Origin of the sequence: Pseudomonas serbiensis (assembly GCF_030580745.1) — a bacterium.
Taxonomy (GTDB): Bacteria; Pseudomonadota; Gammaproteobacteria; order Pseudomonadales; family Pseudomonadaceae; genus Aquipseudomonas; species Aquipseudomonas serbiensis.
This window is the reverse complement of the sequence record NZ_JAUQOO010000026.1, coordinates 16,814-30,762: the sequence shown is the minus strand read 5'-3', so window position 1 is coordinate 30,762 and position 13,949 is coordinate 16,814. Positions and strand designations below refer to the sequence as shown.

Genomic DNA, 13,949 nt, shown 5'->3' with positions numbered 1-13,949 from the left:
TGTAGACGCAAATGGCCTGCAGGTGATCTTGTCAAGCGCCTACACTACAGTTCGACGCGTTAGCAGATCTTTACTTCAGACGCCAACGCGTTGCCTGAGATTTACTTCAGATTCAATCATTCTCAGTGATGACTAATTCAACATCACTGAGGCGCTTTCAAATCGAGACTGACCTTTAGCGCCAAGCGTTTGAGACCGTCTAGCAATGAATAGAAATCGACTATCTCCACCGGAAACATAGATTTCCTATACGTTAAATATGTGTTCCTTGGCACCTTGTGCTTTGGTAGTTTTCCAGCAATCACTATGTATCTAGCATCTCGTCTCTTTAATTTTCGAGCGCACTCCAACGCCTCATCCACGGCCGACTGAATATCCGCTGCGGCACTCCATGCTACTGTCGCCTCTCCAACCTCTATCCTGGTAGCTAGTTTTATGCTAGGGCTTTTTATTATCAGAGCCAGTCGTTCAGACGTCATAATCAAGTTACCGTCCTTTGGGTGCTGTAATTGATCCGATTGGACATCGCGCATCCCATAGATTGGATCAGTCAAAACCTCTTGCACTAAATCAATATGCTTCTCAAAGAATGATCTCCATGAAGTTGCGTCACTTTCAACGCTTAGCATGGCTTCGTAATCAGTAATCATGTTGCTTAGTAAGGCTGCCTGTGCGTAAGACCGAAGTATCCACGCCTGCTGCGTATCCTCTTTAAGAGCGGGAAGCATCGTTTTATCTAGGTCGCTTGGCGTCAGGCTTTTGAATTCAAAACCCTTGGTCGAGTTTGAACGATGGGATGGAGAATTGTCTGCGCTGCTGCTGGCGATTGCCTGCAAAAACCGGCCAGCTCGAGTGTCCTCCCGGGTTGAGCGTCTTTGTCGAATCCATTGAGTTATGGCGTGACTGTAATCCTCTTCCAGTTTTGCTAGAGTGATCTCAGATAACCTCAATGAGTAATTGCCATCACTTATAGGCCCATCGAAATGAATTTCTAGAGTTTTCGTACTCGGCTTTAAGTCCATAATTTTTAGTGCATCAATGAAAATTTTCTTCAGGCCAAGACCTTGATGGCACGAGAGGAAAAATCTAGGATCAAAGACCCATTCAATAAAAGAAATGGCATCTTCAGGGCTGTTAGTTGGCATGTCAAAAAATGGGTTTGGAGGGACGTATGAGATTCGCCGAATCGTACCATTTGTCGGTTTGAGATAATCTTTTGCGGTCGGATTGGCTTGGACTGGCCACGTTTCGATACGGTTACGAAAAAGCTTGGCCAGGACATGCCACCCCATATATGAGCAGGATTTCCAATTGCCATCCACATTCTTGAATGTTTGAATTCGGAGTTCAACGAATCGCTCTCCATTTTTGTAGCTCTTCTTTGTGGCGAATCTGACCGCATCCTGACTTGTCCATTTACCCCTTAAAGGCTTTCCTTGCTTCCCCCAATTTACATCGTCGTTTGAGTACCTCCGGCGCTTCAGCATCGACTGCCTCCAATTCCGTCCAGATTCGCCTAGATAGACTGCACCCGCTCACATGTGCTGCACCGACATACAGGTGCCCTCCCCCAACGTTGGTTATCAACATTTAGACGCTCTGGGTACTCGGCCATGCGATACCTTCAACGGTCTACGATAGCCTCCATGGCATGACCTTGCTCTAAAATTGCCGTCAAGGTCGATGTGGGCTGGTTTTTATCGGGTCGATATTGGTACGCCATAAAAACAGCTTGCAGTTATCGATATATTGAGCTTTTCGCTCTGGAGGGGCGCTTGGACGGAAACCGGCATTCAAAAAATTCTCCAGGCTTGCTGCGGCTTGCATGTCGCTGACGGCCATTGGCCCCTGTCCCTGGACGCTGGAATTATCAGCAAAAACTCAAGGGACAAATGATCGTTGTATAAGCATACAGTCTTCGAGTCTCAACCTGGCTCACCTAGGTGGCGAGTTCTCACTTCACCTCGCCGGCCGTGGCCCGGCGGAGCATCGGATCTCGATACCATTCCACTCTACCCATGCCCCAGATGATAAGATGGCCAGCATCTTCTTTGCGCGAACCAGGTATGGCACGGCCTCCAAGGACAAAGGCAGCAAAAGCTCCCGCTTCTAAATCGAAGAGCCGGCAGAAAAAGGTCGCAAGCCCTATTTCTACGGGTGCGCGAGGCGTTGCGTTCGAGCATCGTGTTCAGGCAGTGCGCCTACTCGCTATGTGCCTTGGCGATCAGTGTGCAGGGTTGCGTGAGGGCTTTTTCATCGACGGCCTGCTGTTCCAAGGCAGGACGTTTGGCCATAACACCGACGATCTTGTGATCCAGGCTGTATCTCCTGGTACCGGCCAGAAAGCAACCATCAGAATGCAGATGAAGCGTTCGCCTAGGGCGACCGCCAGCAACGAAGCATTCAGAGAGTCCGTGGGGCTCGCCTGGCTCGACTTCAAAGCGCCGACATTCCAACGCGGTGTCGACGACAACCTAATCGTTTATCACGTAGCCAGCTCATCGCACATGGAGAGCGCTGTGGAGGTTGTGAGGCTTGCATTTGGCTCGCGGTCTCACGAAACTTGGTCAACCCGTGTTCATGCTGAAGGGAGCAATGATCGGAACAGGGCGGCGTACGCGGCCATTAGAGCCGCAGCTGAGCACTACAGTGACGCGCCTGTCTCGGACGAAGACTTGCTGCAGTTTGCGATTCACCTGAAGTTCTTCCCTCACGACCTGGACTCGGATCGTAGCCATGACGTTGGATTGCAGAAGCAACTGATCCAGTACGCGTTGCCGCATAAGGACAGTAGCGCTGTGTGGGCGAAGCTGGTTGGCGTTTGTGCTGAGCTCAATGGCAGCGGCGCAGAAATCGACCTGACCTCACTCCATTTGTACTTGGAAGGACTAGCTCAAGATTTTCACAGGTCGCGGCTTGTGCGTGAGGCCATCATAGACCTGAGCTTAGGCACCGTAGTTGTCAGCCAAGAGCGGCGCGCACAGCTTGCCCCGTTAGCGGAGTACTTGGAGCCCCTGTTCTCAAGCAGCCGCCCTGCCACGAGTACCCTCCTCGCGGATGAACTTCCACCGGTGAGTCCGGCATCAGATAGCACCCTCGCCTCTCGCCAGCTTGATCGCGTCAGTCAATTCCACAACGATCATCGGTACCGGGATGCGCTGGCGCAGTTGGAGGTGCTCGAAGACGGTCTCCCTACTTACGATGCGCACCAACAGGCCCGGTGGTATTTCCTACGAGGGATGTGCTTCTGGCATTTGGCGGAGGACGTGAAAGCCGCGGCAGACCTCGAAATGGCTGCCAGCCTTTACCAGGACGATGAGCGTATCGCGGCGGGCCTTGTCCGGGCGTCGATGCTCAAGGATGACGTGCAGACTGCGATCCAGGTTGGACAGGAGGCCATCGCGCGTTTCCCGGACTCATACTCGGTCTGGGTTGCGCTGACCAATGCAAGGCTTCTGAACAGAGAGCAGCTGACGACCGAAGAGATACCTGAGACATTCCGTGACAAGTCGGGAGCTTGGCAGTTGCTGGCCAGCTCAATGGCTGGAGCCGGAGATGATGAAGGCGCTGTGGATGCCATCCGGACAGCAATGGAGCAGTCAGACAGTTCCATTTTCATACTCGAAAACTATCTCCGGTTTGTCCTTCGATTGGTCACTGCCAACCCTTTTCACGTAAACACACGATCCCAGCCCGAAGATCGGCGTGTACTCATTCTTGACGCCATGTCGAGGTTCGATGATCGCGAGGGTGTGTTATGGGCTGAGCAGAGCCCCAGGACAAAATCCGTAATCATCTTCCACCTGGCTTATGGGCACTTGTTACTGGGCGAGCCAGCCGAAGCGCTGAGCATGATCGAAGCTGGCAGGCAGCGTGGCGTTCCCGAGGATGAATTAACGGTTAGGGTGGAGTTAGAGGCGTTCTGCGATCTCCAGCGCCACAGTGATGCTGTTGCCTGCTGTGCTGATCGAATCGAACAGCTCCCGAATGAAGCGCGGGTGATTTTTGGGCAAGCGTGCCTGATCGCCAATAACCCGGAGATGCTTGCCGCGGCTTGCAGTGCTCAGGTCGGTCAGCCTGATACGGATGACTCTCGCAAAGCGACCCGAATTCTGCGACATATGCACTGGGAGTTGCTCCTACGCCAAAACCAGCACGAGGCTGTGCGTGGTGAACTCGCCCATCTGGGTATCACGCCGCAAAACAGTAGCATCTGTGATGGCGTGTTTGCTGCCCGGGCGTATGCGGGGAACGAGGCGATGCGTCAGGCATTCGAAGATCGCGTCGTTGGGCTCGCACCGCATAGCAACGACCTTCTGGATCTATCCATGGCATCGCAATGGATGCTTCATGTGCGGCGTTACAGTGATGCCATCGCGATGTTTGAACGCCTCCTTCCAAGAGACTCGTTCAGTCCCATGCACGTTGATTTACTACACTGCTACGCGCTCAGTGGTCAGAGAGCCAAGGTTCGAGACCTGTTGGAATCGCTTCCGGAGGAATGGCGACACTCAGCAGATGCACGCCAGGTGGCATTGAGTGTTTACGGCGAGGCCTGTGACTGGCCAAGAATGCGCGAGATGGCTGAGTTGCTCGTCGCTGAAAGTCCTGGTGAGGCCGCCGGCTGGTTACTGCTCATTCAGGTTCTCGCGAACGAGAGCCCAGGTCGAATGGATGAAGCTCTTGCCAGGTTACCTGCACAGCTGAACGGCTCTGCTCAAGAACAGTTAAAGCTGGCCAACGCAGAGCTCAGCAGAGGTCTGCAGGAGCGTGGCCTTGACCGTATCTACCATGCGATGCGGTTGAATGGGGAGGACGTTGAAGCCGCAGCTGGCCACATCTCTCTCATGTTCCTCGCATCGAAGGAAATTGAAGCCGTTCATGCCCTTCCCTCCACAGTTGAGGAAGGCACCGCTGTCGAGCTTGAAGACAGCACCGGCAAGACTGGATATGTCTCAATCGATTTCGCCTCCGAGCAGCCACTGGCTCCTGCGGGTGAGTTCGTTGCCGCGGACTCGCCACGGGCCGCCCGGCTGCTCGGTTTGAAAGTTGGTGATACCACAACCGTCAGCAGTGTGGTGGGTGAGCAGACGCTCACGGTGAAGCGGATCATCACCCTCCATCGACGCCTGATCGACCTATCCTACGAGCGGGTGTCCAATTCGGTTGTCCCGAGCAAGACAGTCGTGGCGATGAGTATTCCAACGCGAGAAGACGGCGAGATCGATGCGTCTTTCTTCGTCAATCAGCTAGAGCAAAAGAAAACTCTGAGCCTCAATACCATCAGCCTGTACGGTCAGCATCATGCCACCCTCGCCCTGCTCGCCCGGCTGCTTGGCACGGATATCATTGAACTGGTGAGGGGCTGGCCTGATGAAGGGGCACTTCTCCAAGTTTCGACAGGCCTAGGCCCCCACGATGTCTTCCCCACTGACACATCCCAGGATCAAGCATGGCTCATTGACCTGTCGATGCTGGTGGAGCTTGCAACCCTCGGGTTGCTTGATGTCCTGGAGCTCTTCCCTCGCTTGTACGTCACAGCTGCCACCAAGCAGCTCTTGGACGTAAAGTTAGAAAAATCGGCCCACTATCGAAAGAGCGGTACGCTCTTTTCCCACGATGGCCAACTTGGCATGCAGGAGCTTACTGAGGAAGCCTGGCGCAAGGATCGTGAGTATCTCGAATCAATCGAGACGGCTATCGAAGCGTTCTGCCGGGTGGTTCCGGCATACGGGCCGACAGAGGCCTCCGAGCAGCTGCAGATGCTTGAGGACATCCTGGGAGATGAAGACCATGCAGTCCTGCTCGCTTGCCAAGAGTATGGTGCAGGGCTGTTGTCGATTGATGCGCGGTTGCGCGATCTTGCCAGCATGCTGGGTATCGTTGGTGCGTCCACTCAAATGCTGCTGAGGGAAGCTCTACGGGCAGAGGGGCTGACGCAGGAGGAGTATTCCCGAGCCGTAATGCGACTCATCATGACCAGGCGTAGCTTTGTTTCGGTTCGGGCGGTGGATCTCATCGTCATGATGAATCAGGGTGAGGCGTTTGCGAATTTCGGCATCAATCGCCTGCGTAGCTATCTGGCTGAAGAGCACCTTGCATTCGACACTGCTGTACCCGTACTCGTGGATTTTGTGTGCGGGATGTACAAGCAGAAACGTTGTAACCTAGGTGTGATGCTCCAACTGCTTGAGTTCTGCTTCGAGCCGCTGTTCAGACACTCGTACTGTCCAGAAGGCTTCCGCCAGTTGGCCATTGAGCAGGTCTTCCTAAAATTCAACACATACAGAATCAGTCCCGTGGCTCGTCGAGCCATTGAGCGAAGCCTGCAAGCGGCTGAACAGCGAGCGGAGCGTCCCTGCAAGCTGGTGAAGCTGAATGCGGAGATCACCTACGCCTTCGTAGTCCCATTTTGGTCAGTAGCAGCCCCGTCCATGTTGACTGCCACCCAGGTAGATACAGGAAGTGAAGTGCCTGCGTTAGGCTCGGATGGGCAGCAAACTGAAGAGCGCGGTGTATGACCTGCTCTCGGCGTGCTGGTCGTAGACCTTAATGGTTGCTGATCAAAGCCGTTTCAGATTGATGCCTCAACCAGGAACGGCTCTGAAGGTTTCGCTCCATTATTGGGGAGCACTCGGTATGCGTCCGGCCATCAAATCTTCCTTCGACGACTGCATCAGCAAGGTGACTTGGCCGGTCTGATACTGCGTTGCGCCAAGCGATCGTCAACCCGGATACAAAAATGGGTGTACCAATGGGTCACGGCCCCTATTACTCAGCCTCGATCCGCTTACTCACTGAAGCCAGCCTGCGCTTAACGCCAATTTTTGGATTCAAAGCCAGCGCTTCCTCATAGACCTGGACTGCTTCGGGGTACTGGCCCAGCTGCTCGTGTGCAAGCCCTTGGACTTTGAGCGCTGTGGGTTTCCAGGCAGGGTTTTCATCGGCGCCGAGCGAACGGGCACGCTGCACCGCGGTCAGGACTTCCTGGATGCGCTCGTCTGCTAGGTTGCCCTCCCCTAGAATTTTTTCTGCAGCGAGGATGATGCGGTCGTAACGAGGGGAATTGAGGTTGGCATCGCCAAGCTGATCAGCATCCATGAATTGGCCGTGAACGCTGTACCGGAAGCTTCCCATGTCCTTGAACAACGCCATGAGTTCCCCGGTACCCTCGTCCACTTCGTAGCTGTCAGGCCATCCGGCCTTGGGCGTGACGCTGTACATTTCGACCCGATTGGCCAGGTCAAATAGGAACACCTTGTTTCCATGCTCGGTTGGGCTGTTGGCGGTGGCGCAGAATGCGTATTTCCCGTGCCTAGAAATTCCGCTGGTGAAGATATTGGCCGTTAGATCTTTAGCGAGGATCACAGAACCACTGGGATCGAAAACGCTGAACGTTCCAGACAGTGTGCTACCAAAATGCCAATCTTCCAGGCAAAACACGCCGGTGTCACACACGTGGCCATTGTTTGGCCTAGGCATACTCCCATGGCAGGCAACGGTACCGCTGCTCACATCTGCAAGCACGTAGGCCCCTAAGCCGGATTCTCTGTGACCTCCCCGACCGGCTGACGGATCAGAGTCTCGCCAAGCGATCGCCCACTTCTTGGACTTGGACAGTTGATAGACGCCTGAGAAGTCAAGCGACTCGATTCGGAGAAAATGCTTGCCACGTCGGATCTGAGGGGTAGCCCGGAGCTCTGGCTGAGCGACCAGGGATGGAGCCTGAGCGGGCTGGTGCTTTGTTGCGGAATCGAATTTGACGGCCTTGGGCCTGTTGAACAGCCAGCTAAAAATGCCCATCTCCTACTCCTTGGGAAATTTGAGCGTGCTGGAATGCGGACGCACATTCCGAATAGTGTACTCGATGCTCAGCGCCTAGCCACACACGACCACAGCGGGAGCCATAAGCCTCGCAAACGATGCTCGCTCACTCTCCAGACGTCTCACTCAACGCTTGCCGCAATTGCTCAGCAAGCAAAGGCTGAAAAAGCTCAGACTCCGCTATTTGCCACCAAATGTTTGTCCCCTCCTCTTCGGTGACAGCCAGCAGATCGTGGGCCAGAAAAACCTCAAATCCCGCCCGGGCAACCTTGTCTTCGGCGCTGAACTCGTAAAGCCCCGCTTGGTAAAGCAGCTTCTTGACGATCAGGGGCAATAACCAGGCGGAAAAAATGAGGTGATTGTGGCGAGGCCAGATGCTTCCCTTCTCACCATTTGCGGGGCCATGAGCTGCGGCGTTTCGAGCGGCACAGAAATCGTGAACCCAGGCGTCGAGCGGGCGATTGACGTTTTTGTCCCAGTGCTCGCGCCACCACGATTCGTCTAGGTTCCCTTTATGCCAAATGGGAGGGTTCGGTAGCTCATCGAAGTGTTCGTTGATAGCCATGCGGAAGGCGGCTTTGTCATGTGGGACATTGAGTAGCGTGTCTATGGCAATCCTCATCAGGATCAGCTCAGATCGCTCATCCATGGATGTGGCATCGGTGTTTGCTCTGAGGAAGGAAACCACCGCCTCGTCGATGCGTTCCTTATGCTCCCCATTAGGTAGCTTGAGTAACGCTTCGAGCAGTGGCGTGTCGAGCGAGATCTGCGTGCGGTTGTCGACGACGTGGTAAGGCCGAATGAACTTGAGCCCCCCACTCCCCGCCAACATGTTTTGTGTTCCACCGTCACGCCGGCGCGTGGTCATACAGGAATGACCCGGTGAGGCGACATCGAACCGCTGCGCCACAACTTGGAGAGTGTCGGCGTTGTAATACCCGAACGTTGAACATAGCGATCGGGCTGCCATGGCGGAGAATGCGAGGTAGGAGCTCTGTACCAATCGCTGCTGGATCTGAGCGTCTGAAACCTCCAGTCCAGGTGTGTCATCATCCCAGATGATGAGCGCCGCCTGATGTATCGGTTGAGAGGGGTGAGATCCGAATCCCCGGTCGCCGTAATTGCCAAGGACACCGTCGAAAGCTATTTGCGGGATGCCCAAGACCTCACCAGGCAAACGACCCCGTTCGTACGGGATCAGGCGCATATCTGCGATTCGCTGCTCTTCGGCAGCAGCCACCCAGGGTAGAAAGAACACTACTGCCATAGTTGCGCCCCTAATTTGTCACACGTTGAATGATCTTAGCCCGCCGATCAGTGCTCAACGGGGCTGGTAACTGTCGAAGCAGTGAGCGCCTCAGGATCAATGTTGCGGGTCGTCCAGCTCGATGTTCGTGCATGAGCCATCCAATTAACGCTGACATGGCAAACTTTTGACTACGCAGTTTGTTTTCAAGGTAGCTAAGATAGTCATCTCCTCATCGCAGTGATTGCCCATGGACGATTTCGCTCGCCGTTTTGCTGAGGAGGGTTATGACCCCCACGCAGACGACCGCTCTCACCTTCTGAAGGCATTGAACGAACAGCTCGGTAGCCCAAGCGACGCTCCTCGTCTTCGACGCCTCTATGACTCATTGATCGATGCTGCAGATGATGGCGCCGATGACGGCATCTTGCGGCATGCGACGGAGCTAGTGGACTTTGTGGCTTCGCGCGTCGAGCCGGAGAACAGATGCCTCGTTTACTACTCGTGTTCCAACGCATGGGCCGCGCTGAGGAAGCTGGAAGTGCAGTCATGGGAGGACGATACCCTTGAACACCCTGCTCTGCTCAAACAGCTTTATTTCCTCCGCGCCTCCATACAACATTCCGGGTTTAAAGAGCTGGCACCAATGATTCGCTCCAGAATCCATTGCAATCTGGGCAATGCGCTCAAGGTGTGTGGCCGATGGATTGAGGCGCTTAGGGAGTGGCGTAACGCCTTGGAGGACAATCCGATCTTGGGTATGGCCCTGGGCAACCTTGGCATTGGCTTGGCTCAATATGGCAAGGCGCTATACGACCCTGGTCACACCTATTGGCTCCTTGTGCATGCACGGCGCAAGCTGGAGTTAGCCATCGCGGGTGGAGTGGGCCGTGATGGCGCTACCTATCCTGAAGCGATAGAGTTTTTCAAATGGCATCACGCCAGGCTAGCCGAGTCCGTCGACGACGATGATGACGCAGAGCTGTTAGAGCACAGCCTCGGCTCCTCGAAGGAGGAGCGGCGTTACCGGCGATGGTGCCTTGAGGAAGAGTTATTCCTCAATCCCATGAACGACCTGGGAGCGTTCCCCGCCGCCGCTCAAGACGTACTGAGGTTACCCGATCATAACGCCGACGCTGGAATCACGTACCTAGGCTTTTACAACCAGCTGAAGCAGGAGTACGGGTTCGCCCGTCATTGTATTTACCTAGGGGAACACGCCAAACCCGGTCATGTGGCAGACAGGGGCATGTCACTTGCCTTCAATTGCGATTACGCGCTCTATGGCATGGGTCTGGAGCATATCAAGACTGCCTATCGCAGCGCCTATTCGTTGCTGGATAAGGCTGCCTATTTTATCAATGCCTATTGGAAGCTGGGCATACCCGAAAAGTTGGTAGGCTTCCGGACTGTATGGTTCAAATCGGACAAAAATGGTCGTCTTCTCCAGCCGCGGGTTGTGCGTGATGAATTCATGTTCACCCGGAATCTTCCGCTTCGCGCGCTTTATTGGGTATCCCAAGACATCTACTCCAAGGAGCTGAAGGACGTAGCTCGACCTGATGCTCAGGCGCTTGATGAATTGAGAAACCACCTTGAGCACAAGTACGCCAAAATCGTGGATTCTTGCCATTGGATTGGCGAGTCCTCAGAGCTCTGGGCTGATCACTTGGCATTTGTGCTCGACAGGGATGACCTCGCCGCAAAGAGCCTGTTGATGCTGAAGCTGTCCAGGGCCGCGCTGATCTATCTGTGCCTGGCAATGCACTTTGAGGAATCGCAGCATAAGCCTGAGGGCCCGGTTGGCCAGTTGCCAGTCGAAGACTACCCGGACGATCTCAAAACCTGAGACCAGCGCCCATACGATGAAGAACCGTCTTGAGCCGCCCGCGGCCACATCAGAAAACCTAGCGAGCGGCACCCAAGCTGAAGGGCTCAGCAAGCCTACGATGAGCCTTACCGCAGCCCAAAGCCCATCCGCGCCAGCTCACCCAGAAGCTCCTCACGCCCATGCAGGCTAGAAACATTCCGGAGTCTGCTGACCACTTGCTCCGACCAGCCGGAAGCCTTCATCCCCTCGCGCTGATAGAACGCACCCAGGCGCGCATCGTATTCCGAGAGGACGCCCTCCTCGGCGGCGATCGAATAGGTTTCATGATGCAATACGGCTTGCTGCGGCAGCCGCGGCTTTACCTTTGCAGGTTGGTCAGGTGATGGGTAGCCGACGCAGAGGCCGAAGACGGGATAGACCTGTGGCGGCAGCCCCAACTCTTTTGCGACCCCTTTAATGTCATTACGGATACCACCAATGTATACGCTGCCAAGCCCCAACGACTCCAGAGCAACCACAGCGTTCTGAGCTGCCAAAGCTGCATCGATCGTGCCGAGCAGCAAGCTTTCCAAGTACGGCAGCGCCTCCAGCTCTACCCCTGCCTGCTCCGCGATGCGCGAGACTCGAGACAGGTCTGCAAGCCATACAAGGAACAGTGGGGCTTGATGGATATAGGCCTGATTGCCCGCCAACGCCGACAGGCGCTTCTTACGATCGACATCTTGAACAGCGACAACACTCCAGACCTGCAGGTTTGAAGACGTAGAAGCGGACTGAGCGGCTGCGACCAGGGTCTCGATCGTGCCTTCGGGCAGAGGTTGATCAGTGAACGCCCGGACGCTCCGGTGATCCAGCAGTTGCTCGATGACCTCATTCCATTGGGTGGCCGGCGAAATGTCAGGGGCGCCATAGCGGGCGTTGAGCTTGGACTGGGGATCGGCTTTCATGAGTGTGCTCCAAAAGGGCCGAAGGCTACCAAATTGATGCCCGCGCAACACGCTCAACACGCGAGGTTTCATTTACCATTCGGTCAGCCCAGGTCGGACACGGATAGACCGACAACACCCAGATACAGGTACCGTTCTTTTGGAAGCAAAACCACTGACAGCCCGCGAGGCTTATCAGATCCTGCGGGACATCGCTCTCGGGGTTCGTAGCATGAGACGACTAGGTCAGGAGTCGTGGGCTGAAATCTACTGCGGTTTGATGACAGTCGAGGCCGATGGCTGGGTGCTCACGTTCTATAACGACTGCGACACGCTTGACTATTGCGACAGCTGTTACAGCCCAGAGGGGCGAGCCTACGTTTTCGACTCGATGCAGTCGTACAGCACTGATCCTGTAGAGCTGCTGAGCACCTGGGAACATGCGCAGCTGGAAAAGCTGTTGGGCGTCGCGTAGTCGGCCATGGGAGACCGGCTGACTGCGCTAGCAGGTGTTGTAGCAGCGCCGACCTGAGTTTGAACATCGGTGTTTGCCCTTCGCCGGCACGAGCCGTGCAAGATCGCTTCTTTCTGGCTGTATCTCAGCTCGTGGCATGAGGTTGTGCCTAGCATTGATTGTCGTCGACTGCTTTGCGACCAGATGCTGCGGATTGCGATGAGTCGGTACTGGAGCTCTTTCGCAGATAGGCGATGCTAGCCGGCCAGCCAAGCCACCCGTGAACCGAAGCCAATCGTAGACCTGTAAACCTGCTTTCTATACAGTTAACCAGCTTGGTTTACAGTGTGAAAAAGTGGTTTACAGTCAATCTGACTTGCCATTCCGACAATTATCCTAACCAGGCGCGGAGCAAGCTCGGCCGCCTGAGGGCGCCACCTATGAGCGCTCTTTCAAAAGAGCAGCGGCCCTCTGGGTTTGCTCAGTCAAGCGAGGTGGTGGCGTCTTTGCCCAGAGGGTCGAGTACATCGACGTGCTCCCTCGCCCACTCCACCCACGCCTTCACATGACGCCCCTCCTCCTCGCTGACCTCGCCAATGCCAGCTGCTACGGCATCAATGAACCTTCTCAGGCGTACCGCTTGCTCCCACTTCTCCATGTTCTCCACTAAACGCAGCTGCAGCGCTCGCTGGTGCTCTGCTTTCATGATGGCTTGGCGTCGAATGGCTTCTTCACTCTCACGCTGACGGCGCCACTCCTCCATGCTCGCCCGATACGCCCTCATCCGCTCTATTACTTTGGCGAGACCTGTACAGAACTGATGAAGTTTGTCTTCCAGGTGGCCCGTCTTACTGTCTGTCCAGCTCCTCTGCGACCCTAAGTCTGGCTTTTCTTGAGCAATCAGCGTCAATTCGCCAGTCGAGCTATAGACGTAGATTTCCCGTCGCCCCAACCACATCACCGGCTCACGCATCCGGCGCCGCTTGGGCTGGGGCTCTGGGGGTGGCGGAGGTTTCACCGCTTTTGCAATACGCTCTCGCAGGGTCACGTAAACCATCTCCCTGTCGAACGTTACCGTGGTTCGGTTGTGATCATCCACCGCCCAAATGCATCCGCGTTTTGAGCTGTCTTTTATCAAGGCGTCCAGAAGCAATGCAGCGCGATCGACCATGTCACGCGAAATACGGGTATACAACACCCGCTCGCGCCGTAGATCCACCCGTCCTTCAACATCCTTCGCAGCCCTCACAGCCTGGAGCCATTTACGCATCAGCGGGTGGGGGTCTATTAACTTGTCCGGCACACTGAGTTTCTCTAGCTTGGGAGTGCTGGGCGGTTTGGGCGGCGCTGGAGGTAGCATCGTCCTGTCCAATACGCGAAACGTAATCAGCTCGGTAGAGTTCGGCGGAGCGGGCTTGCTGGGGCGGTTCTCGGCGGGCTTGGCCCAATGTCCACGAGGCGGCAATAAAATGCCTGCCTTCCTGCATGCCTTGCTCAGCGCGACATCTGAAACACCAATCTCCCGCGCCAGCCTCAGAACCGGTGTAGACCAGGCTCGATCGAATAGCTCGCGGGCCGAAAAACTCACGTTCTTATACATGCGGTCTCCTTGAGCGACCTGACGAGAAGGAGAATTTCTAAGCTGGACTCGCACCAATGTACATTCGT

9 protein-coding genes are annotated in these 13,949 nt (G+C 55.2%); 3 read left to right on the top strand and 6 right to left on the bottom strand.

All coding sequences use genetic code 11. The annotated features are described in order from the left end of the window. Positions 1-143: 143 nt before the first annotated feature. On the bottom strand, positions 144-1,487 hold the full coding sequence (locus Q6A51_RS24310; protein ID WP_304575915.1) for a hypothetical protein: 1,344 nt from the start codon (positions 1,485-1,487) through the stop codon (positions 144-146). A 187-nt stretch (positions 1,488-1,674) separates the two neighbouring features. Continuing rightward, positions 1,675-1,842: a hypothetical protein gene (locus Q6A51_RS24305; RefSeq protein WP_304575914.1), complete on the bottom strand. Its 168-nt coding sequence runs from the start codon at positions 1,840-1,842 to the stop codon at positions 1,675-1,677. 224 nt (positions 1,843-2,066) lie between these two features. Between Q6A51_RS24305 and Q6A51_RS27750 the strand changes: the two genes are divergently transcribed. After that, positions 2,067-6,521, top strand: a complete 4,455-nt coding sequence (locus Q6A51_RS27750; protein ID WP_304575913.1) for a PIN domain-containing protein — start codon at positions 2,067-2,069, stop codon at positions 6,519-6,521. Between the two features lie 250 nt (positions 6,522-6,771). On the opposite strand, the gene Q6A51_RS24295 is transcribed toward Q6A51_RS27750, so the two are convergent. After that, on the bottom strand, positions 6,772-7,803 hold the full coding sequence (locus Q6A51_RS24295; protein WP_304575912.1) for a tetratricopeptide repeat protein: 1,032 nt from the start codon (positions 7,801-7,803) through the stop codon (positions 6,772-6,774). Between the two features lie 127 nt (positions 7,804-7,930). Further along, a complete protein-coding gene (locus Q6A51_RS24290; RefSeq protein WP_304575911.1) occupies positions 7,931-9,091 on the bottom strand; it encodes a hypothetical protein in 1,161 nt (386 codons plus the stop codon). 229 nt (positions 9,092-9,320) lie between these two features. On the opposite strand from Q6A51_RS24290, the gene Q6A51_RS24285 reads away from it, so the two are divergent. After that, positions 9,321-10,919 (top strand): LA2681 family HEPN domain-containing protein, encoded by a 1,599-nt coding sequence (locus tag Q6A51_RS24285; RefSeq protein ID WP_304575910.1) that lies wholly within the window; start codon positions 9,321-9,323, stop codon positions 10,917-10,919. Between the two features lie 107 nt (positions 10,920-11,026). On the opposite strand, the gene nfsA is transcribed toward Q6A51_RS24285, so the two are convergent. Continuing rightward, the gene (gene nfsA / locus Q6A51_RS24280) at positions 11,027-11,848 is read right to left on the bottom strand and encodes an oxygen-insensitive NADPH nitroreductase (protein ID WP_304575909.1); all 822 of its coding nucleotides are present in this window, start codon (positions 11,846-11,848) and stop codon (positions 11,027-11,029) included. A gap of 139 nt (positions 11,849-11,987) precedes the next feature. On the opposite strand from nfsA, the gene Q6A51_RS24275 reads away from it, so the two are divergent. Next, positions 11,988-12,302: a DUF7693 family protein gene (locus Q6A51_RS24275; protein ID WP_304575908.1), complete on the top strand. Its 315-nt coding sequence runs from the start codon at positions 11,988-11,990 to the stop codon at positions 12,300-12,302. A 460-nt stretch (positions 12,303-12,762) separates the two neighbouring features. Here the strand turns inward: Q6A51_RS24275 and Q6A51_RS24270 are convergent, their stop codons facing one another. Further along, positions 12,763-13,881 carry a hypothetical protein gene (locus Q6A51_RS24270; RefSeq protein WP_304575907.1) on the bottom strand — a complete coding sequence of 373 codons (1,119 nt, stop codon included), beginning with the start codon at positions 13,879-13,881 and terminating at the stop codon, positions 12,763-12,765. Positions 13,882-13,949: the final 68 nt, after the last annotated feature.